At 57.7% G+C, this 20,348-nt stretch carries 14 protein-coding genes and 2 other RNA genes; 9 read left to right on the top strand and 7 right to left on the bottom strand.

Going from position 1 to position 20,348, the window contains the following annotated elements:
* The 6 genes from smc (at window position 1) to ACYZUC_RS10625 (ending at window position 10,199) form a co-directional block, all read left to right on the top strand.
* A complete protein-coding gene (gene smc, locus ACYZUC_RS10650; protein ID WP_461995578.1) occupies window positions 1–3,489 on the top strand; it encodes a chromosome segregation protein SMC in 3,489 nt (1,162 codons plus the stop codon).
* A gap of 258 nt (window positions 3,490–3,747) precedes the next feature.
* On the top strand, window positions 3,748–4,602 hold the full coding sequence (zipA, locus tag ACYZUC_RS10645; RefSeq protein WP_461995576.1) for a cell division protein ZipA: 855 nt from the start codon (window positions 3,748–3,750) through the stop codon (window positions 4,600–4,602).
* Window positions 4,603–4,781: 179 nt separating this feature from the next.
* Window positions 4,782–7,139: an NAD-dependent DNA ligase LigA gene (ligA, locus tag ACYZUC_RS10640; RefSeq protein WP_461995574.1), complete on the top strand. Its 2,358-nt coding sequence runs from the start codon at window positions 4,782–4,784 to the stop codon at window positions 7,137–7,139.
* A 172-nt stretch (window positions 7,140–7,311) separates the two neighbouring features.
* Window positions 7,312–8,478, top strand: a complete 1,167-nt coding sequence (locus ACYZUC_RS10635) for a zinc-binding metallopeptidase family protein (protein WP_461995572.1) — start codon at window positions 7,312–7,314, stop codon at window positions 8,476–8,478.
* Window positions 8,479–8,615: 137 nt separating this feature from the next.
* Window positions 8,616–8,712, top strand: an RNA gene (gene ffs / locus ACYZUC_RS10630) — signal recognition particle sRNA small type.
* Between the two features lie 80 nt (window positions 8,713–8,792).
* Window positions 8,793–10,199, top strand: coding sequence for a tyrosine-type recombinase/integrase (locus ACYZUC_RS10625; protein WP_461995570.1), 1,407 nt, complete (start codon window positions 8,793–8,795; stop codon window positions 10,197–10,199).
* A 274-nt stretch (window positions 10,200–10,473) separates the two neighbouring features.
* Here ACYZUC_RS10625 and ACYZUC_RS10620 read toward each other — a convergent pair whose 3' ends face one another.
* From ACYZUC_RS10620 to ACYZUC_RS10600, 5 genes are all read right to left on the bottom strand, one after another.
* Complete coding sequence (locus ACYZUC_RS10620) at window positions 10,474–11,088, bottom strand: HNH endonuclease signature motif containing protein (protein ID WP_461995568.1); 615 nt, start codon at window positions 11,086–11,088, stop codon at window positions 10,474–10,476.
* A gap of 540 nt (window positions 11,089–11,628) precedes the next feature.
* The gene (locus ACYZUC_RS10615; protein ID WP_461995566.1) at window positions 11,629–12,363 is read right to left on the bottom strand and encodes a hypothetical protein; all 735 of its coding nucleotides are present in this window, start codon (window positions 12,361–12,363) and stop codon (window positions 11,629–11,631) included.
* 7 nt (window positions 12,364–12,370) lie between these two features.
* The gene (locus ACYZUC_RS10610) at window positions 12,371–12,616 is read right to left on the bottom strand and encodes a hypothetical protein (protein ID WP_461995565.1); all 246 of its coding nucleotides are present in this window, start codon (window positions 12,614–12,616) and stop codon (window positions 12,371–12,373) included.
* A gap of 512 nt (window positions 12,617–13,128) precedes the next feature.
* Window positions 13,129–13,698, bottom strand: coding sequence for a recombinase family protein (locus ACYZUC_RS10605; RefSeq protein ID WP_461995563.1), 570 nt, complete (start codon window positions 13,696–13,698; stop codon window positions 13,129–13,131).
* 445 nt (window positions 13,699–14,143) lie between these two features.
* Entirely contained in the window at window positions 14,144–14,377 is a 234-nt protein-coding gene (locus ACYZUC_RS10600) for a hypothetical protein (RefSeq protein ID WP_461995561.1), read from the bottom strand.
* Window positions 14,378–14,445: 68 nt separating this feature from the next.
* Here ACYZUC_RS10600 and ACYZUC_RS10595 point away from each other — a divergent pair, with 68 nt between their 5' ends.
* Together ACYZUC_RS10595 and ffs (ACYZUC_RS10590) are read left to right on the top strand one after the other, a co-directional pair.
* Window positions 14,446–14,748, top strand: a complete 303-nt coding sequence (locus ACYZUC_RS10595; protein ID WP_461995559.1) for a hypothetical protein — start codon at window positions 14,446–14,448, stop codon at window positions 14,746–14,748.
* Between the two features lie 1,921 nt (window positions 14,749–16,669).
* An RNA gene (gene ffs / locus ACYZUC_RS10590) (signal recognition particle sRNA small type) lies at window positions 16,670–16,766 on the top strand.
* 183 nt (window positions 16,767–16,949) lie between these two features.
* On the opposite strand, the gene ACYZUC_RS10585 is transcribed toward ffs (ACYZUC_RS10590), so the two are convergent.
* On the bottom strand, window positions 16,950–17,264 hold the full coding sequence (locus ACYZUC_RS10585) for a helix-turn-helix domain-containing protein (protein WP_008028568.1): 315 nt from the start codon (window positions 17,262–17,264) through the stop codon (window positions 16,950–16,952).
* A gap of 416 nt (window positions 17,265–17,680) precedes the next feature.
* Here ACYZUC_RS10585 and ACYZUC_RS10580 point away from each other — a divergent pair, with 416 nt between their 5' ends.
* Window positions 17,681–19,381: a putative bifunctional diguanylate cyclase/phosphodiesterase gene (locus ACYZUC_RS10580; RefSeq protein ID WP_461995558.1), complete on the top strand. Its 1,701-nt coding sequence runs from the start codon at window positions 17,681–17,683 to the stop codon at window positions 19,379–19,381.
* Between the two features lie 117 nt (window positions 19,382–19,498).
* On the opposite strand, the gene ACYZUC_RS10575 is transcribed toward ACYZUC_RS10580, so the two are convergent.
* Window positions 19,499–20,236, bottom strand: a complete 738-nt coding sequence (locus ACYZUC_RS10575) for a substrate-binding periplasmic protein (RefSeq protein WP_461995556.1) — start codon at window positions 20,234–20,236, stop codon at window positions 19,499–19,501.
* Window positions 20,237–20,348: the final 112 nt, after the last annotated feature.

The following is a 20,348-nucleotide window of genomic DNA, read 5'->3' as shown; positions in this document are numbered from 1 at the left end:
GTGCGGCTAAAGTGCATCAAGCTGGCGGGGTTCAAATCCTTCGTCGACCCGACCACGGTGAACTTCCCCAGTAACATGGCGGCGGTGGTCGGGCCCAATGGCTGCGGCAAATCGAACATCATCGACGCCGTGCGCTGGGTGATGGGCGAGAGCTCGGCCAAGAACTTGCGCGGCGAGTCGATGACTGACGTCATCTTCAATGGTTCGACCAGCCGCAAGCCGGTGAGCCAGGCCAGCATCGAGCTGGTGTTCGATAACTCCGACGGCACGCTGCTCGGCGAATACGCCGCCTATGCGGAAATTTCCATTCGCCGCAAAGTGACCCGCGACAGCCAGACCACCTATTACCTCAACGGCACCAAGTGCCGTCGCCGCGATATCACCGACATCTTCCTCGGTACAGGCCTGGGCCCGCGCAGCTACTCGATCATCGAGCAGGGGATGATCTCCAAGCTGATCGAGTCCAAGCCCGAAGACTTGCGCAACTTCATTGAAGAAGCGGCGGGCATTTCCAAGTACAAGGAGCGCCGGCGCGAGACCGAAAACCGCATTCGTCGCACCCACGAAAACCTGGAGCGCCTGACGGACCTGCGCGAAGAGCTGACGCGTCAGCTTGAACGCCTGCACCGCCAGGCCGAGGCGGCCAAGAAGTATCAGGAATACAAGGGCGAGGAGCGTCAGCTCAAGGCGCAACTGTCGGCCCTGCGCTGGCAGGCCTTGAACGAACAGGTTGGTCAGCGCGAAGCGATCATCGGCACCCAGGAAGTCACGTTCGAAGCGCTGGTGGCCGAGCAGCGCAACGCCGACGCGAGCATCGAACGCTTTCGCGACGGGCACCATGACCTGTCGGAGCGCTTCAATCTGGTGCAGGGGCGTTTCTATTCGGTCGGTGGCGACATCGCCCGGGTCGAGCAGAGCATCCAGCACGGCCAGCAGCGCTTGCGTCAGCTACAGGACGATCTGAAAGAAGCCGAGCGCGCGCGTCTGGAAACCGAGTCGCATCTGGGTCACGACCGCACGTTGCTGCTGACTCTCGGCGAAGAGCTGGACATGCTCACGCCGGAGCAGGAAGTCACCAGCGCCGCCGCTGAAGAAGCCGCCGCCGCGCTGGAAGAATCCGAAACCACCATGCACGGCTGGCAGGAGCAGTGGGATACGTTCAACCTGACCGCCGCCGAACCGCGTCGCCAGTCCGAGGTCCAGCAGTCGCGCATCCAGCAGCTTGAAACCAGCATGGAGCGTCTCGCCGACCGTCAGAAGCGCCTCGGCGAAGAACGCGCCTTGCTTTCGGCGGACCCGGAAGACGCGGCGATCATGGAACTCAGTGAGCAGTTGGCCGCTTCCGAGGCCACGCTCGAAGACTTGCAGGCCAGTGAAGAAGCGCAGGTCGAGCGACTTGAGCAACTGCGTCAGGAATTGCAGCAAGCGTTGTCGGCGCAGCAACAGGCGCAGGGCGATTTGCAGCGTCTCAACGGGCGTCTCGCCTCGCTTGAAGCCTTGCAGCAAGCCGCGCTCGATCCGGGCACCGGCACCGCTGAATGGTTGCGCGAACAGCACTTGGCGGACCGCCCGCGACTGGCCGAAGGCCTCAAGGTTGAAGCCGGTTGGGAGCTGGCGGTGGAAACCGTGCTTGGTGCCGATCTGCAAGCGGTGCTGGTGGATGATTTCGGCGGTTTCGATCTGGCCGGTTTTGCCCAGGGCGATTTGCGTTTGCTCAGCCCCGCCAGTGATGGCGTGCGCGTGCCTGGCAGTCTGCTCGACAAGGTCGAGGCGCAGATCGATCTGTCGCCGTGGCTGGGGCAGGTCAAGCCGGTTGAAAACCTCGAACAGGCCTTGGCATTGCGCAGTCAGTTGAGCGCCGGCCAGAGCCTGATCAGCCGTGATGGTTACTGGGTTGGCCGGCACTTTTTACGGGTGCGCCGCGCCAGCGAAGCGGAAAGCGGCGTGCTGGCTCGCGGTCAGGAAATCCAGCGTCTGAGCATCGAACGCGAAGAGCGTGAAGCCACGGTCGAAACCCTCGAAACCCAACTTCAGAATCTGCGGGCGCAGCAACGACAGCAGGAAAACGGTCGCGAACACTTGCGCCGTTTGCTGCAGGACGAAGCGCGTCAGCAAGGCGAATTGAAAGCCCAGTTGTCCGCCGGCAAAGCCAAGGTCGAGCAACTGACCTTGCGCCGCACGCGGCTCGATGAAGAGCTCACCGAACTGGCCGAACAGCGCGCACTGGAGCACGAAAATATCGGCGAAGCACGCCTGCAATTGCAGGAAGCTCTCGACGCCATGGCGCTGGACACCGAGCAGCGTGAGCTGCTGCTGGCCCAGCGCGACAGCCTGCGCGAGCGCCTTGATCGCGTGCGTCAGGAAGCCCGGCAGCACAAGGATCACGCGCATCAATTGGCGGTGCGCCTGGGTTCGCTCAAGGCGCAACACGACTCGACGCGTCAGGCGCTGGAACGGCTGGAAATGCAGTCCGAGCGCCTCACCGAAAAACGCGAACAGCTCAGCCTCAATCTGGAGGAGGGCGAGGCGCCGCTGGAAGAGCTGCGCCTGAAGCTTGAAGAGTTGCTCGACAAGCGCATGACCGTCGACGAAGAACTCAAGACCGCACAGATTGCCCTCGAAGACGCCGACCGCGAATTGCGTGACGCCGAAAAACGCCGCAACCAGGCCGAGCAGCAATCGCAGTTGATTCGTGGCCAGATGGAAACCCAGCGCATGGAATGGCAAGCCCTGACCGTGCGCCGCAAGACCCTGGAAGATCAGTTGCTGGAAGACGGTTACGACCTGCACGGCGTACTCGCCACGCTGACAGTCGAGGCCAACGAAAAGGACGCCGAAGAGGAGCTCGAACGCATTGCCGCACGCATTCAGCGCCTCGGCGCGATCAACCTCGCAGCTATCGACGAATATCAGCAACAATCAGAGCGTAAACGTTATCTGGATGCGCAGAACGACGATCTGGTCGAAGCGCTGGACACCCTCGAGAACGTGATTCGCAAGATCGACAAGGAAACCCGCAACCGCTTCAAGGATACCTTTGATCAGATCAATGGCGGTTTACAGGCGCTTTTCCCGAAAGTTTTCGGTGGTGGTCGCGCGTATTTGGAACTGACGGGCGAAGATCTACTCGATACAGGGGTGACGATCATGGCGCAGCCGCCCGGAAAGAAGAACAGCACCATCCATTTGCTCTCCGGTGGCGAAAAAGCCCTGACCGCATTGGCCCTGGTTTTTGCGATCTTCAAGTTGAATCCGGCGCCGTTCTGCATGCTCGATGAAGTTGACGCGCCACTGGATGACGCTAACGTTGGACGCTACGCACGGTTGGTGAAAGAGATGTCGCAGACGGTGCAGTTCATCTATATCACCCACAACAAGATCGCCATGGAAATGGCCGATCAATTGATGGGGGTGACGATGCACGAACCGGGTTGCTCGCGTCTGGTGGCAGTGGATGTCGAGGAGGCGATGGCGATGGTGGATGCCTGAGTCGGCGTCTGTAGGGTGGGTGTTTTTTGTCCGTAGGACTTATTTACCTTCCTCTACTTGCTGGCCAATCGACATATTCGCGCAAGCCATTGTGACAGACGGTGTAAAGTTGCCTTTGGTCGTGCTAGTTTAATGTCAATTTTTCGTATACGTGGGCAAAACGCCTGTCAGAACATAGAGTTGGCGCCACGTTTTAAAGCGGTTTACGAGTTGTAAACCCCTTATTTTTCAGCATTTTTTATAGAGGCACGGGATTACATGGAAATCGGTCTGCGCGAGTGGCTGATCGTCATCGGCATTATTGTCATTGCCGGTATTCTTTTCGATGGCTGGCGCCGTATGCGCGGCGGAAAGGGAAAATTGAAGTTCCGTCTTGATCGAAGTCTGTCCAATTTGCCGGACGAGGACACCAGCGCCGAGCTGTTGGGCCCGCCGCGCGTTCTGGATACCCACAAAGAACCGCAACTGGACGAGCACGATCTGCCGTCAGTGAGCATGCCTGCCCGTGAACCCCGTGAGTCGGGTTCCAAGCGTGGCAAGCGTGGCCATGGCGAACCGTCGCAAGGCGACATGAACCTTAGCCTGGACCTGGACGGCGGCCCGAGCTTCAGCAGCCGTGACGATGATTTCCCGGTTGATACCAAGGCCGCGCCTGCGGTCAGCGACAAGGAACAACCGCAAGCCGAAGAAGTGCTGGTAATCAGCGTGATCTGCCGCGACGCCGCCGGCTTCAAAGGCCCGGCGCTGTTGCAGAACATTCTGGAAAGCGGTCTGCGCTTCGGCGAGATGGACATTTTCCACCGCCACGAAAGCATGGCTGGCAACGGCGAAGTCCTGTTTTCGATGGCCAATGCGGTCAAGCCGGGCGTCTTCGACCTGGACGACATCGACCACTTCAGCACACCGGCCGTGAGCTTCTTCCTCGGCCTGCCAGGCCCGCGTCATCCGAAGCAGGCCTTCGACGTGATGGTGGCTGCGGCGCGCAAACTGTCCCAGGAGCTGAACGGCGAACTGAAAGACGACCAGCGCAGCGTGCTGACCGCGCAGACGATCGAGCATTACCGTCAACGCATCGTTGAATTCGAACGCCGCGCCCTGACCCAGAAGCGCTGATATTGGCAATGTGCGGGCGTTCATGACGCGACGTCCACACCCTGTAGGAGCCAGGCTTGCCGGCGAAGGCGATTTCAAATACGCCTTCGCCGGCAAGCCTGGCTCCTACAATTAAAATCACCGCCGTATTTACAGATTGAGCAGCCTCGGCTGCTCTTTTGCTTTATGAGAGAACACCCATGACCGCCGCCAAAACCCGCATTCTAGAGCTGCGCGCTGAGCTGGATCAGCACAACTATCGCTACCACGTGATGGACGAGCCGAGCATTCCGGACGCCGAGTACGACCGGTTGTTCCATGAGCTCAAGGCCCTCGAAGCGGCCAACCCAGACCTCATCACCAGCGACTCGCCAACCCAGCGTGTCGGCAGCGCGGCGCTGTCGGCGTTCACCCAGGTGCGTCACGAAGTGCCGATGCTCAGCCTCGGCAACGCCTTCGAAGAAACCGACATGCGTGAGTTCGATCGTCGGGTGACCGAAGGCCTCGACCTGCCAGCCGGCGACTTGTTTGGTGGTGGGGCGGCGGTGGAGTACAGCTGCGAACCGAAGCTCGATGGCCTGGCGGTCAGCCTGCTTTATCAGGACGGTGTGTTGGTGCGCGGCGCAACGCGCGGTGACGGAACTACCGGTGAAGACATCAGCGTCAACGTACGCACCGTGCGTAACATTCCGCTCAAACTGCAAGGCACCGGCTGGCCGGCGACCCTGGAAGTGCGCGGCGAAGTGTTCATGTCCAAGGCCGGTTTCGAACGGCTCAACGCCACGCAACTGGAAGTCGGCGGCAAGACCTTCGCCAACCCGCGCAACGCGGCGGCGGGCAGCTTGCGGCAACTGGATTCGAAGATCACTGCCAACCGTCCGCTGGAATTCTGCTGCTACGGCATTGGCCAGGTTTCGGCGGAGATTGCCGACACTCACATCGGCAATCTGAAGCAGCTTCAGGCATGGGGCATGCCGATCAGTCGCGAGCTGAAACTGGCGCACGGCATCGATGAATGCCTAGATTACTACCGCGACATCGGTGAGCGCCGCAACAGCCTGGCCTATGAAATCGACGGCGTGGTGTTCAAGGTCAACAGCATCGCCTCCCAGCGTGAATTGGGCTTCCGCGCTCGCGAACCGCGCTGGGCGATTGCCCATAAATTCCCGGCGATGGAAGAACTCACCGAATTGCTCGACGTGGAATTCCAGGTCGGTCGGACCGGTGCCGTAACGCCGGTGGCGCGCTTGAAACCGGTCAAGGTGGCGGGCGTCACCGTGGCCAACGCGACGCTGCACAACATGGACGAAGTGGGGCGTCTGGGGCTGATGATCGGCGACACCGTGATCATCCGCCGCGCGGGCGACGTGATTCCGCAGGTGGTGCAAGTGGTCATGGAGCGTCGCCCGGAAAACGCACGGCCAGTGCAGATTCCTGAACAGTGCCCGGTGTGCGGTTCGCATGTCGAACGCACACAATTGGTCAAGCGCAGCAAGGGGCGCGAGACCATCAGCGAGGGCGCGGTGTATCGCTGCGTCGGTCGCCTGGCCTGCGGCGCGCAACTCAAGCAGGCGATCATTCACTTCGTTTCCCGTCGCGCGATGGACATCGAAGGGTTGGGCGAGAAGAGCGTCGAGCAGTTGGTGGACGAAGGCCTGGTGAGTTCGCCGGCCGATCTGTACGCCCTGACGTTCGAGCAAATCGTCGATCTCGAAGGCTTTGCCGAGCTGTCGAGCAAGAACCTGCTCAGCGCCATTGAGGACAGCAAAAAGCCAGGCCTGGCGCGCTTCATCTACGCCCTCGGCATTCCCGATGTCGGCGAAGAGACGGCCAAGGTGCTGGCGCGCTCCCTCGGCTCGCTGGAGCGGGTTCAGCAGGCGTTGCCGCAAGTGCTCACGTACTTGCCGGATGTCGGCCTGGAAGTGGCTCACGAGATTCACAGCTTCTTCGAAGATGCGCATAACCAGCAGGTGATCGCCGATCTGCTCAAGCATGGCCTGCAGATTCAGGATCAGGGCGAGCTGGGCGCCGAGTTTGCGGCGAGCACCACGCTAGGCGGTTTCCTCGACAAGCTGCACATTCCTTCCGTCGGGCCGGGCGGGGCACAGAAACTGGCGGACAAGTTCGGTTCGCTGGAGGGCGTGTTTGGCGCTGACTGGCTGGACATGCGCCAGGCCTTGCCAGAGAAACAGGCCAATTCGGTTCGCGAGTTCTTTGCCATCGCCGAAAATCGTCAGATCGCTGAAGCCGCTGAAAAGCAGCTTCGCGATTTCGGCATGCATTGGCAGAGCGAGAAGAAGGTCGTCGAAGGCTTGCCGTTGGCTGGGCAGACCTGGGTGTTGACCGGCTCACTGGAGCTGATGAGTCGCGATGTTGCCAAGGACAAACTGGAAAGCCTTGGCGCCAAAGTGGCCGGTTCGGTGTCGGCCAAGACCCATTGCGTGGTGGCCGGGCCTGGCGCGGGTTCGAAGTTGGCCAAGGCCAATGAACTGGGGTTGAAGGTGCTGGATGAAGAGGCGTTTGTCGCGTTTCTGAGCAAGCACGGTATTTCTGTGTGATGCCAATCGCGAGCAAGCCCGCTCCCACAGTTGACCGCGCTCTTCCTGTGAGAATGCGGTCAACTGTGGGAGCGGGCTTGCTCGCGAAGGCGATATTCGCCATCACGCAAAATCCGGGAACGATCAACAACCAATCATGATCTAGTCTTGGCAAGCCCAGGGAGAGATCGCCATGCACCGCTTCTTCGAACAGCTCAGTTCACGCATCGCCGCGCCTTTCATTGGCGAAAGCTCGCGCAACAGCAAGGTCTGGCATTGTCGCTGCGGGCAGTCACTGTTCTTTCGCAACAGCCAGTGCCTGGCCTGTTCGGCGGCCTTGGGCTATCAGCCTGAACAGAGTCGCTTATCGTCGTTACAGCCCGGTTTGCAGGCCGATACCTGGATTCTCGATGCCGATCCTGAAGCGGGTATTCTCCGACGCTGCGCCAATCTCGACACCCCGGCCGCGTGCAACTGGCTGTTGCCGGCCAACGATCACGAATCCTTGTGCATCGCCTGTAGCCTGAATCACACCATTCCTGACCTATCGCTTCCCGAGAATCACGAACGCTGGCGCAAGGTCGAAATCGCCAAGCGTCGGCTGGTCGCGCAACTGGTCAGCCTGGGTTTGCAGGTCATCCCCAAAACCGTGGACGAAGAGAGCGGGCTGGCCTTCGATTTCATCGGCGTCGACCTCGAAGGCAAGCCACCGACCACCGGTCACGCCAACGGTTTGATCACCCTCGATATCAAAGAAGCCGACGACGCGCACCGCGAGCAGGTGCGGGTGCAGATGCACGAACCGTATCGCACGTTGCTCGGCCACTTCCGTCATGAGGTCGGGCATTATTATTGGGACCGGCTGATCGCCAACAGCCAATGGCTGGAACCGTTTCGCGACGTGTTCGGCGACGAGCGCGCGAGTTACGCCGATGCGCTCGACCGGCATTACCAGCAAGGCGCGCCGCTCGACTGGCAGCAACATTTCGTCAGCGCCTATGCCACCATGCATCCCTGGGAAGACTGGGCCGAAACCTGGGCGCATTACCTGCACATGATGGACGCGGTGGACACCGCCCTCGGCTTCGGCATGAGTGCGCGGGAAATGGATTTCGACTACCAGCCATTCCCGTCCAGCACCCTCTATGATCCGCAGCATCCCGGCGGCGCGGCCTTCCTGTCATTCGTCAATGCGTGGATCGAACTCGCCGGCATGCTCAACGAACTGTCGCGCAGCATGGGTCAGCCGGATTTCTACCCGTTCGTATTGCCGCCGGCGGTGATTGCCAAGTTGCACTTCATTCATCTGGTGATTCAGCAGGAGGGTGGCAGGGCGGATGAAGTGGTGCAGGACCTGTAGGCGCCTGCGCACTTTTCAGGACTGCGCATGTCCTTGAAGCCGCTCATATTTTTTAATCCGCCCGAACGGTTGTAACTTCGCCTCAGATAGGTACAATGGCGCGGCTCGCCGTCAGGTGAGCGTCGTTATGGTGACCCCATCGGTCCCCCCGCAACGATTACCCGTGAACCTGGTCAGATCCGGAAGGAAGCAGCCACAGCGGGAACATTGTGTGCCGGGGTGTGGCTGGTGGGGTTGCCTCCAGTTACCTAAGTAGCTGATTCTTAACGGTTTTTCACCCTTTTCCACGTGGTGGTACAAGGAGTGATACATCCGTGTCGAACATCCCGTCTTACCTAATGTTGTCCCGCCACTCGGTCTATTACTTCCGAATCGTGGTGCCGGATGTCATTCGTCCGTTATTCCCCCAAAGAGAAATTCGCCGCTCCCTGCAGACCCGCTGCAAGAGGGAGGCGTTGATTCGTGGGCGGGACATTCTGGCTCAGGTCCAAGGCCTGTTCACGCAGGCGTTCCAGGGTAGTAGACCCTCTGTTGAGCTTCTTCGCGGGGCGTGGGAGGCGGGGGGCAAGCGGCTTGCTTGCTGGGCGTCGTGGTTGCGTCAGCAGCAATTGCTTGGTACTGCTATGCCTTTGCCTCAACTCTTACGTGAGGCGCCACCAGTCGACTTACAGGCCCCTACAGTTGTCCGCTCCGTGATAGCAACGGTGCCAGTCCAACAATCGCCCGGCTTCCTTGCGGTGGTCGATGAACAACTAGTCCAGCAGCGCCGGGAGGGTGTTGCGGTCAAGTCGCTGGACGACAAGCGTGCGGTAGCAGTGCTGCTGACCCGCATCATCGGTGACATGCCCATCGACCAGATAACCCGGAAGGACGCCCACCTGTTCCGGGAGACTGCGTTGAAGCTTCCCCCGCGTCTTCATCAGTTGCCGGACCAACCCCTGGAGCAGTCCATCGCGGAGGCGACCAGCACCATCAGCGTGACGACCTTCAACAACTACGTGAAGAACTTGACGACGTTTTTTTCGTATGCGGTGAGGGAGGGCTATTGCAGACGCAATCCGTTCGATGGTCTGCGTGTACGTATACGGCGCAAGGTGAGCGAGGAGCGAAGCGCTTTCAGTGTTGATGACCTGAAGGCGTTGTTTAACACCGCCACGTATGCGCCGGCTCATGGTCGTAAGCCAAATCAATACTGGCTGCCCCTCCTGGGGCTCTACACAGGGGCAAGGCTCAACGAACTGTGCCAGCTTTACACTGACGACGTGGTTACCATCGACGGCATTGCCTGTATCCACATACGAGCTACTAGGCCAGACCAGAAGCTTAAGACGGCCTCATCCGAACGTCTTGTGCCCATACATTCCAGGCTCCTTGCGTTGGGTTTCCTGGAGTACGTAACGAAGGTAAAGGCGACAGGGAGCGAGCGTGTCTTCCCGGAGCTGACCTGCCATAGGAAGCATGGCTACAGTGCTGCTCCGTCGAAGTGGTTCACCAGGGTGCGTGAACAATTGGGCTTCCGTGATGATGTCGCCAAGAAGGACTTCCACAGTTTCCGCCATACGTTGGCCGACCACCTCAAGCAGAAAGGTGTCTCCGAGGCACTGGTTGGAGGAGTGCTCGGTCATCAGTCAGGCGGAATCACATTCGGTCGTTATGGTAAGGATTTCAGGCCTGATGTGCTTGCGCCTGTTATAGAAATGGTAAGCCTCGATTCACTATGAATTCGGCGGCTGGCAAGTTCCCCTAATTGCTGGATGGCCTTCTGGAAGCCCTTCAGAATGCTGCTAAAGGTCTTCATACACTGGCCCCGTTCATTTCCACGTCGATGCGGATAACCCGCCCCGAACTCCGGTTTCGATGCTTTGAAAACAACAGGGGGTTATAGATGTATGGCCCCGACTGAAACGAAAGGGGCCCGCTTCGGGATTCAGCGAATCCGTCGGCGGGTCTTTCCCACTACGACTAGGGAATCGGGGAGTGGGGCGAGCGCGCTACCTACAGTGGCGGCGAGAAGCGGGTCATCCCGTCAAGGACATTGCGCACCGACTGACGGGGCAGGCCAGATGCTCTCTCCATTTGGGCTATTGAGAAACCCAGCATATTCAGTTCGGCGACAAGGAGCCGCTGTTCAAAACTTAGCTTCATCAGCTTACGACCTTCTGAGCGACGCAAAGCGTTTGCATGCTTTACATTTTCGGGCTGGGTAACCCACTCCAGATTGCTGACGCAGTTGTTCCATGGACGTCCATCCTTATGGTTTACCTGAGGCTTTCGTTCGGGGTTTGGAATGTGCGCACGCGCATGGAAGCGATGAGTCAGGGTGCTTGGTGGGTGGCCTTTTCGGTATAGATTTACGAAGCGGTAATCACCCGCCTTTCCAGGCTTTAGGATCTTGATTTTTTTGCCTTTCAAACTTAGTACTCGACCGTCTCGCACACTGGCGTAACCGGGGTACTCCAGTAAGGTGCGAGCTATTTCGCCTTCAAAATCGAATTCAGATGCAGCTTCAGTTTCGTCTCGAACAAGTCGATATTTTATGGACGCCACGTCGACGGAGCTATGGTTGGCGGGGGTGTTGTTAGCTTTGGAGCGGGTTTCGTTAGAGGTCATGGGATTATGTGTTGCGTAGTGGCTGGGATGCCGTTGGGAGAAACCAGCGCCCACGCGAATACGACGCCCTGACGTTGCGTCTATGGGCGTATGCGAGGACCTGGGGGTTTTGGTGCCGACGACGGAAAGGTGCCGGCGGAGTTTGGCTAGAGCGTGATAGCAGTCGTGCCTAAGTCTGGGTTTTGGTGGGCGGGCGACAGCGACACGGATGAGGCTTTAGAGGAGGGAGCAATGCACCGGACCAGTTCTGCACATATGTATAGAGGCAAACCGACCGGGCCAGTGATTGGAATCTCGACACAAGGGCGGCCGTGGTAGCTGGCAGTAGCGAAGCTGCTGTCGGCTGCCCAGCGAGGTCGACCAGTAAGTAGCAAATCTTATGGTTTTGTGTTCGAGGTCAACCCCATTAAAGGGAAAATAAGTTTCAGGTTTGGATGGTAACCACTAACCTTTTTCCCCTTGTTCGAATTGATTTCTGGTCAGGCTCTACGTACCCATACAGCAGCTTCGCTACTGCCTGGCTAGCGCCTGTCCATATCTTCAAATGCAATGGGCGTCAAAATCAGCGTTGTATGCTGCGGGGTGAATTTTCCGTACTGGGCTGACCGATTTTGAGCCTTCGCCCAACCTTTCCCGAAGCTGCTCGGCGGTTGTCATATTGCGTACGCATCGGGTTTCTACTGGCTCTTTTGTTGATTGCCATAAGGCAATAAATATGAGTTCTTCGTAGAAGCGGCGAGGGTGTGAGTCTGGATACTGCTCGCAGAAGTCCATGACCATATCCGTGATTCGGTCTTGGAGCGCGCTCGCATACCTAAGCAGCGTATTGCAGGCCTCTACAGGGTCGACTCGCGGCAGCCAATCAGGGACAAAAAGAGGCGGCCGTACGGCTCCCTCAATCTCCCGCGCTTTTTTCTTCAAATAGTCAGATTGCCCTCTTGTCATGTTCAGCTCGTTCAGTCCCGTTTCGTCGTTTCGTTTGTATCCAAAGTGGTCGGAAAAGGTCGGGTAGAGTTCGGACTTTTTTACCCCCTGGGGTCTTACGCTGAGTGCATGGGTGGTTTTAATGGCAACGGCTTTGGTCATCAACGCTGGTTGGTCATCGGACAACGCGTCATTGTCCGCTTTTGACGCAGCTTCCTTTGTTGCGACCTTCGCGACTTGTCTCCGGCTCAACCCGGTTTCAAGTGCTACTTCACGTTGTTTCATATTGGACGAGAGGAGTGTCTTAATCCTGGAAATTTCATCCGGGGTGAGTGTCTTTTCTTTTGTCATGACTACTTCACTGCGTCCGCACAACGGGACCGAGGGCGCGCCAGTAAGGAGCTTCCCAATCGGACTGGAGAAGATCGAGCATGTCAGCATCGGTCCATGTCAGGCCGCTAACCAGGGCCAGCTCCAAGGCTTCTGCGAGCCGCGTATCGCGCCCTTTCCGTTTGCTGATGGCATTAGCCAAGCGGGTCAGTCGGTAGAGGTGGTCTTTGCGCAGGTGCAGGTTGAGGCGCACCAAGGGGAATGGGTGTTTCAAGGGATGGATGTCCTGTGATGGCAAACGCAAACGCCCCGCCGTGGTTGCCCAGGCAGGAATGGGAGTTCATTGGCGTTTTCCGTTATTGAGGTATTAGCGAAGCCTTCCTGCGGAGTGAGTTGGGCAGGTAGCAGTCGCAGGTAGATTGAGAGGATGGGTATGTGTATCTGTAGACTGGCCCTAAATACTTCACGTTTTGCCCTAGGCCATGTGGGACGGGGCTTTCAGGGGGGGGAGTGATTTGATTACGGGGGCATTTTTGCAACGCGCAGCCGGAGCCGTGGCTAGCTGTTCAAGGGATGGATGTCCTGTGATAGCAAACGAAGACGCCCCGCCGTGGTTGCCCCGGCAGGGTTGTTAAGGCGCAGGTGTTGGTATGGTTGTTGCCTAGCCTGGCGTGATGCCGGGTGGGTTATACAAAGACTGGCCGTAATTCAAGAACAGCGAAAAACCACGCCTTCCGGTTTATACAATGACTGGCCGTAATTCACCTGGAGACCTCGCACGCAGCGTCAGACGGGTTCTGCGAGGTACTTGTAAAGCGTGGACTGGCCAATCTTAAGCTGGGCCGCAACCGCAGCTTTCGCCATGCCCTTGTTGACCAGCTCACGGGCGGTTTTCACTAGGACAGGGTCCAGCGCCTTGCGGCCGGTGTACTTCCCGTCAAGCTTGGCTTTCGCTATGCCAATGCGTTGCCGTTCAAGCATTAGCTCCCGCTCCATCTTCGCCATGCCCGCCATGATGGTGAATACCATCTCCCCCGCTGGGGTGGTGATGTCGATGCCCAGGTTGTCGATGGTCAGTTTGACGTTACGCGCCTTCAACTCCTCCGCCAGGGCCAGCACTTCAGCGCTGTTACGTCCCAAGCGCGATACCTCTCTTACAACGAGTCCATCGCCCGCCTGGAGGCTCGCCAGCAGTTTCTTGAACTTGGGGCGGTCAGTGGTCGTGCCAGTGAAGCGTTCTTCTACGATGACGCCGTGGGGGTAAAGGCCCTTCAAGAATTCGGCCTGGGCATCGGGGTCTTGTTCGTCGGTCGAGACGCGGGCGTAGAGGTAGGTAGTCAAGGCCAGAAATTCCATATAGGGTCTAAGATGTTGTGAGAATGCGTGATTCTACGATGGAAAACAACCCCAAATAGAGGCTCTGCCGGATTCTCTATAGGGGATGCTCTAAATGGAATGATTGCGGTCTGGCAAAGAATGACGTGGGGGCAGTACTCGTTGAGGTGCAGAGTCCTCAGGTTCAAATTCCCTTGTGCGCGGTTGTCAGGCCAGCATCAGAGCTAGGCTCAAAGGATGTGGGTCCGCCCTCCAGCACTCAATACACATGCAAACCGATATGACAGGTGCTCAGGTCGCCACGCCTCAGGGAGGGCTAGCTTGACTGCGTTCGTCTGGCCGATGTTGGTGCTTCGTGACGGATAGGACGGGGATGCCCCTCACGGGGGGAAAGTGCCGATCGCCATCTATTACATGGGACAACAGATTTTTGGGCAGAAAGTAGTCCTAGCATTTCCGGTATAAGTTACTCGTCTTCGTCTTCGTCTTCCCCATCCTCATCGTTAGAGACGCTGGAAGCGGTCTCTTCCACATAGTCCTCGCAGCCCTGGTTGAAGGATGACGAGGGGGTGCTGCAACTTGAAGTGTCGTCTATGTCGTTGTCTTCCGCCCATTGATAGCCAGCGTCGTAGCCTTCTCCCGCAAAGGCGGGACTGAGGATGACTCCGGCGAATAGGGAGGCGATTAGGAGCGGTCTCATAGGTCCTTCCTGAGTGAAGTGTGTCAGTATGATGTTGGTGGCGCATTGCCATGGTAATGGGGGATGGAATGAAAGGTGTATTGATCTTCTCGACGCTGCTACTCGCAGCGCTCACCACCACGGCCTATGCCGATAAATACGTGACCGGCTACACCAAGAGCAGCGGGACGTATGTTGCTCCTCACGTCCGGTCCTCGGCAGACTCCAGCTACAACAACAACTGGACCGTGAAAGGCAACACCAACCCGTATACTGGGCAGAACGGAACTCGGCAGCCTCAGTATGGTGGCAGTCAGTCATACGGCTCGTCCGTCGGCTCGACGCGCTCGACCGGCAAAACCGGCTCCACCTACCGCGCCCCTCGGTACTGATTTGATGCACAGCCCGGCTGGTCCGTTGCTGGCCTTTCTGTGCGATTGTTGGCCGACTCGATAGCAAATATCCGCGTCCACCAACTCTGGAGGAAGGTATAGACACTCATCGAGTTCGGATTGCCGGCCTCTGCTGATGCTGCATCTGCTTGATTAGTGCCACTGCCGCTCCTTCCACTGGCGAGGAGGCCGTTCATTGCCCGGTTGCTGGTGCATTGAGACGTCAATCAGGCGGAGACTCTAAGTAAAGGCTACCGATGGCCGTGGCAAGGAAGTCAGCGTTCTTGTCCAGATGCGACAGACAATCCCGGACGTGGCCAGCGACCGTGTGGGAACCGCGTTCTGCCGCCCATTTGGATAGCTCCTCGACGGCAGCAGCTATGGCCAGTTGGTTTTCGTTTAGGACGCGAAGGATGTCGGGTAGTACGTGAGGTGCAGACATGATGGATTTCCATTCCAATGGGGGGCTGGGGCAGGGTAGCTCATTGTCGTCGGTTACGTGGCTAAACCCACCTGGAGGGGGGGAGTACGATTTATCCGTATTACCTAAAGGCCTCACAGATTTTTGATAATTTTTAGTTCCGCATTAATAATGCTTATGCTGCGACCAATAGTGTTTTCCAGCGACAGCAAATGTTCATTAAAAGAACTTAAACACAATATCAAAAATGCCTGGATTACTGAGTGTCTAGAGCTATTGACATAGGTTGCTTGATAAGGGTAAATTTTTTCTACTACCCACCGGGTAGGCGACTCCAAGGAACAGAGTTGGGCGGTAAATACACTAAAGCGATACGCCTTCAGAACGCTCCTGTCGTGTGGTATCGCATCTAACCTGCATCGCAGGTGGAGTGTGTATGCCTAACCCTAAGACTTTTTCCATTGAACCCTACGTGCTGCTGTGCTTTGTCGTCTCAGCCGCTGGTTTCGTCGCGCTTTCGGAATCGCCTGCTTTTGCCCTCCAACAAATATGTACTTGGTGCGTGTACATATTGTCCGGCCGTATCCTACTGAAGGGAATCTAAATGGGCATGACCTGCGAATAGACCTTTGAATGGCCGCCGGACCTTGGGCTGCGAGTGGTTGGCTGCAAGGCCCGGCTTATTCAAGTCAATCATATTGTTGGTATAGCCGTGTCCTAACTTCCTCCACAGTTGCCACCAAGTTGTTTCTTTCCCCGTGCCGGTACAGTCCGAATCTGGCTCCGAACGCTTCAGAGTCTTTATTGGTAGATTCAATCCCGATTTTGCTGTAGCCGATACGTTCTGCGCACTCAACAAGGAAAGCCATGAAGCGTCGGCCGTGGCCTTTGCGAGCAGGCTTAAACGCGATCCGAGCAATGACAAGGGTGTCAGGCCCCCAGAGATCACCTTGAGGTGGCGTAACACGAAGGTAGAGGTCGTATTTGCTGGTCCTTGCGTTGACCAAAGCCCCTAAGCCCAACGTCACGTGGTTACGCTTGTACCTGAATTGGTCGGCTAGATAGGGGGCGAGTGTAGTTGCGAACAATTCGGCATTAGCTCGGGCCCTTCTTCTCTCCTCGCGCTCCGTTTCTTCGAATTCTGAAGTCCCCAAAGTTTGCTCCTTATGTTGACTGTGACGGGTGCCATGAATCGGGCTACCCACAGGTTAGTGAGTGAGCAACTTATAGAGGACATATGCGGACTTTTCAAACAAAAAGGAATAGACCCGCTTCCGTTTATATTAATTAGTTATATTTAATGTTTGGAAGTGGAAGGCGTTCTTATAAATGAAGCACAGGAGGGGGTGGTACAAAAGGGAGGCAAGTAGGTGATACAAACTGCTTGCGTGGTCACTCTGCTCGGACGTTACAATGCCGCCAAATTCACATCCGCGTGATGGTGAAGAATCGTACGTCGCTCCTGCTGGAAGCCCCAGGTGAGCGTCGTTATGGTGACCCCATCGGTCCCCCCGCAACGATTACCCGTGAACCTGGTCAGATCCGGAAGGAAGCAGCCACAGCGGGAACATTGTGTGCCGGGGTGTGGCTGGTGGGGTTGCCTCCATAACGCACCGCGAGCCTTCTCTCGCGTTTTTCATCAAAAAATACCGTCTTGTTGCTCTGCCATGGATTTCGTCCAGGGCGGATTTTTCGTCGTTTCCGTTTTGAAAACAGGCGCAAAAAAGGAGGCCGACCTGTCGAATCACGACAAGTCGGCCTCCTTTTTTCATTTCTGCCACTAAGGCTTGGACATGGCCTGGTCAACCGCTGCAATCAGCTTTCCCAGATCCTTCGGGGTGGCTTTGTGGATGACTCCGAACAGGTACGCCCGCTGTTCATCCTCATCGCCCAAATCTGCGAAGAAGGCTTTCAGTTTCACCCCCAGCACGCCGGCAAGCAGGAACAGGGCTTCCACGCTGGGGGTGTAGGTGCCGGTTTCAAAACGGCTGATGGTTTTCGGGTCAAAACCGGTTTTTTCGCCGAGTTCAGCCTGAGTAAGCCCCGCGACCTTGCGGTAACGCCGAATGGCTGAACCCAAACTTGAAATTTGCATCGCTCAATTCCCATTTAGAATCAAGAACTTAACGATAGATTTTTGCATTAGACAACTGCATGATCCATCACCTTGCTTTGCAAAATGTGATGCATTTCGTAGAATTGCCTCCTCCGAAGGGTATTTGGTGACCTGTTTGCGTAAGTTTGGCTGATGCGAAAGAGCCAGTGCGGCGCTCCCTTGAACAATATGTGGAGTGCTGAAGCCTCCCTGCAGCCTTGCAAAATGTCATCGAAATCGTTGTTGCTGCCCTTTGTCCGGGTCTTTGAGCCTAGTTGATCTTCGGCGGCCAAAGGGCCATCAATCGCTGTTCCTGGAGTGATCACGTGGCTCTGCGCAGTACGAATCAAAACATCTCTTCCGGGCATTTTGCGCTGGTCGAGCGGTACCACCGCTAGCGACAGTGAGCCTGACTCATGGATGAGAAATACCGCAGGGCCGTGGACGCCGCCGCAATTTTTTCCGAGACCGATCTGACCGGCCGGATTACCTACGTCAACGATCAGTTCTGTGCCGTGTCCGGTTACAGCCGCGACGAACTGCTCGGGCAGAACCATCGCCTGCTCAATTCCGGCCTGCACTCCGCTGATTTCTTCGCTGGCATGTGGCGCACCATTGCTCTGGGCAATGTCTGGAAGGGCGAGATCTGCAATCGCGCCAAGAATGGCAGTCTGTATTGGGTCGAAAGCACGTTGGTGCCGCTGCTGGATGACGCCACCGGGCGGATTCATCGTTACCTGGCGATCCGTTTCGACATCAGCGAAAAACGCCAATTGCTGCATTCCCTGCAATGGCGGGTCGGCCATGACGTGCTGACCGGGCTGCCCAATCGCGCGTTTCTCTCGGACCTGCTGGATCAGGCGCTGGCGTTCTCGCGTGAGGAAAACATCCCGCTGGCGGTGTGCATGCTCGACCTCGACGGCTTCAAGGCGGTCAACGACGGCTACGGGCATGCCAGTGGTGATCTGTTGCTGGTGGAGGTGGCCAAGCGTTTGCGCGACATTGTTCGCGGCGAGGATGTGGTGGCGCGGCTGGCGGGTGACGAGTTCGTGCTGGTGTTGCGCTATGTGCGTGATGTGCCGGAGTTACGCGCGGCGCTGAACCGTGTGCTGGGCGCGATTTCGGCGCCGTACCAGCTGCGGGGCAAGACCCTGAATGTATTTGCCAGCATCGGCGTCACCCTGTTCCCCGATGACAATCAAGATGCCGAAACCTTGCTGCGTCACGCCGATCAGGCGATGTACGTGGCCAAGCAGAGCGGGCGCAATCGCTTTCATTTATTCGACGTGTTCCGGGATCGAGAGGTCAAGGCCACTCACCAGACCGTCGAACGGGTTCGACAGGCGTTGGCCGCCGGCGAGCTGCGTGTGCATTTCCAGCCAAAAGTGAACATGCGTCGTGGTGTCGTCGTCGGCTTCGAGGCGCTCTTGCGCTGGGAGCATCCGCAAAATGGCATGGTGCCGGCCCGGGAGTTTTTACCGATGGTGGAGGAGACGGACCTGATCATCGATATCGGTGAATGGGTGATGGATCAGGTGTTGATCCAGTTGGACTGTTGGCAGCAAACGGGGCAGGGCTGGCCGATCAGCGTCAACATCGCTGCCCGGCATTTCCAGCGAGCGGATTTCGTCGACCGGCTCAGGCAGGTGCTCGCCCGGCATGCCAGGGTCGCGCCGCAGATGCTCGATCTGGAAATCGTCGAGTCGGTGGCGATAGAAAACATCCAGCATGTCAGCGCCTGTCTGCAGGCCTGTCAGGCACTCGGCGTGCAGTTTTCACTGGGCGACTTCGGCACCGGTTATTCGTCCTTGAATTACCTCAAGCGCTTGCGCACCCAGACCATCAAGATCGACAAGTCGTTTATCCGCGACATTCTGCATGACCGCGACGACTTGGCTCTCACCACCGCGGTGATTGGCCTGGCCCGCGCGTTTGGCCGACAAGTGATCGCCGAAGGGCTGGAAAGTATCGAGCATGGCGAGCTGTTGATGCAGTTGGGGTGCGACGTTGCCCAAGGTTATTTCATTGCCCGGCCGATGCCAGCAGTTGAAGTGCCGGGCTGGGTCGAAGGTTTTGTCGCGCCGCCGCAATGGCGAGCGCTCGATCAAACAGTCTGAGACTGTCAGACCTATGAAGATCAAATGTGGGAGCGAGCCTGCTCGCGATGACGGTGTGTCTATCACGCAAGTGCTGGCTGAAAGTACGCAATCGCGAGCAGGCTCACTCCCACAGGTTCAGGGTTTGCCGACATAGAGGCGGATGATGTCATCGATCTCCCCGGACATTTTCATCCTCAGCAACGTGCGCAGGATGCGTTGCACGGGCACTTTCGGGTCATTACGCACGTAACAACCGACACTCTGCACTTGCAGCACCGCCACGCCTTGCAGTTGTTGCTCAGGCAGCAGACGCTGATTGAACCAGTCCAGCGTCCATTGATTGCTCACGGCATAGCGGTAGCGTCCGGCCATGAGTTTTTCCAGGACCTGTTCCTGATTGCGCGCGTCCTCGCGAAGCAGGCGCCCGGCGTCGAACAGTGGTTGCAGGGTAGGGTAACTGTAGCCGAGCACCGTGCCGATGGATTGTCGCGGCAAATTCGCCGGATCGATTGAGGTCTGCAACTCGTGCCGGCTGATCAGTACGTCCGGCTGAGTCCAGAGCGGAATACTCCAGATGTAGTCCCCGGACTGGTTTGGCGACCACGATTGCGCGGCGTAGCAGCGGACATCGATCTCGCCGTGCTCCATGGCATTTTGCACCCGGGCCCGCGGCAGTACGTGAAACTCGGCCGGAACGCCAACCTGGGTCGCGAGGCTGACCATCACGTCATGCAGGATGCCCTGGGTCGGCCGGCCTTGATCAAGCTGCACCATCGGCATCGCCCAACTGTCGGGCACCACGAAGCGCAGCGGCGCGTTGGCAGCCATGACGTTCAGACTCATCAACAGCAGTGCCCCCAAGGCCAGCCGCATAATCGCTCCGCTATCGATGAAAACCGAGCCGATAAAAATCACCCCAAGTGCAGCTTAGCCAGATTAGACGAGCGCGCCGGATGCAATTTTGGCCTTGCTCCGCTAGCATTAG

Source organism: Pseudomonas sp. GT1P32 (assembly GCF_054897805.1).
The sequence above is the reverse complement of the archived record's forward strand: the minus strand, read 5'-3'. Positions and strand labels throughout refer to the sequence as shown.

Bases quoted from the DNA above. Each gene is read 5' to 3' on its own strand.
- ACYZUC_RS10575 (WP_461995556.1), bottom strand. From the start codon at position 20,236: ATGCGGCTGGCCTTGGGGGCACTGCTGTTGATGAGTCTGAACGTCATG.
- ACYZUC_RS10585 (WP_008028568.1), bottom strand. From the start codon at position 17,264: ATGCAAATTTCAAGTTTGGGTTCAGCCATTCGGCGTTACCGCAAGGTC.
- ACYZUC_RS10635 (WP_461995572.1), top strand. From the start codon at position 7,312: ATGCACCGCTTCTTCGAACAGCTCAGTTCACGCATCGCCGCGCCTTTC.
- ACYZUC_RS10595 (WP_461995559.1), top strand. From the start codon at position 14,446: ATGAAAGGTGTATTGATCTTCTCGACGCTGCTACTCGCAGCGCTCACC.
- ACYZUC_RS10620 (WP_461995568.1), bottom strand. From the start codon at position 11,088: ATGACCTCTAACGAAACCCGCTCCAAAGCTAACAACACCCCCGCCAAC.
- ACYZUC_RS10600 (WP_461995561.1), bottom strand. From the start codon at position 14,377: ATGAGACCGCTCCTAATCGCCTCCCTATTCGCCGGAGTCATCCTCAGT.
- ligA (WP_461995574.1), top strand. From the start codon at position 4,782: ATGACCGCCGCCAAAACCCGCATTCTAGAGCTGCGCGCTGAGCTGGAT.
- zipA (WP_461995576.1), top strand. From the start codon at position 3,748: ATGGAAATCGGTCTGCGCGAGTGGCTGATCGTCATCGGCATTATTGTC.
- ACYZUC_RS10580 (WP_461995558.1), top strand. From the start codon at position 17,681: ATGGATGAGAAATACCGCAGGGCCGTGGACGCCGCCGCAATTTTTTCC.
- ACYZUC_RS10615 (WP_461995566.1), bottom strand. From the start codon at position 12,363: ATGACAAAAGAAAAGACACTCACCCCGGATGAAATTTCCAGGATTAAG.
- ACYZUC_RS10605 (WP_461995563.1), bottom strand. From the start codon at position 13,698: ATGGAATTTCTGGCCTTGACTACCTACCTCTACGCCCGCGTCTCGACC.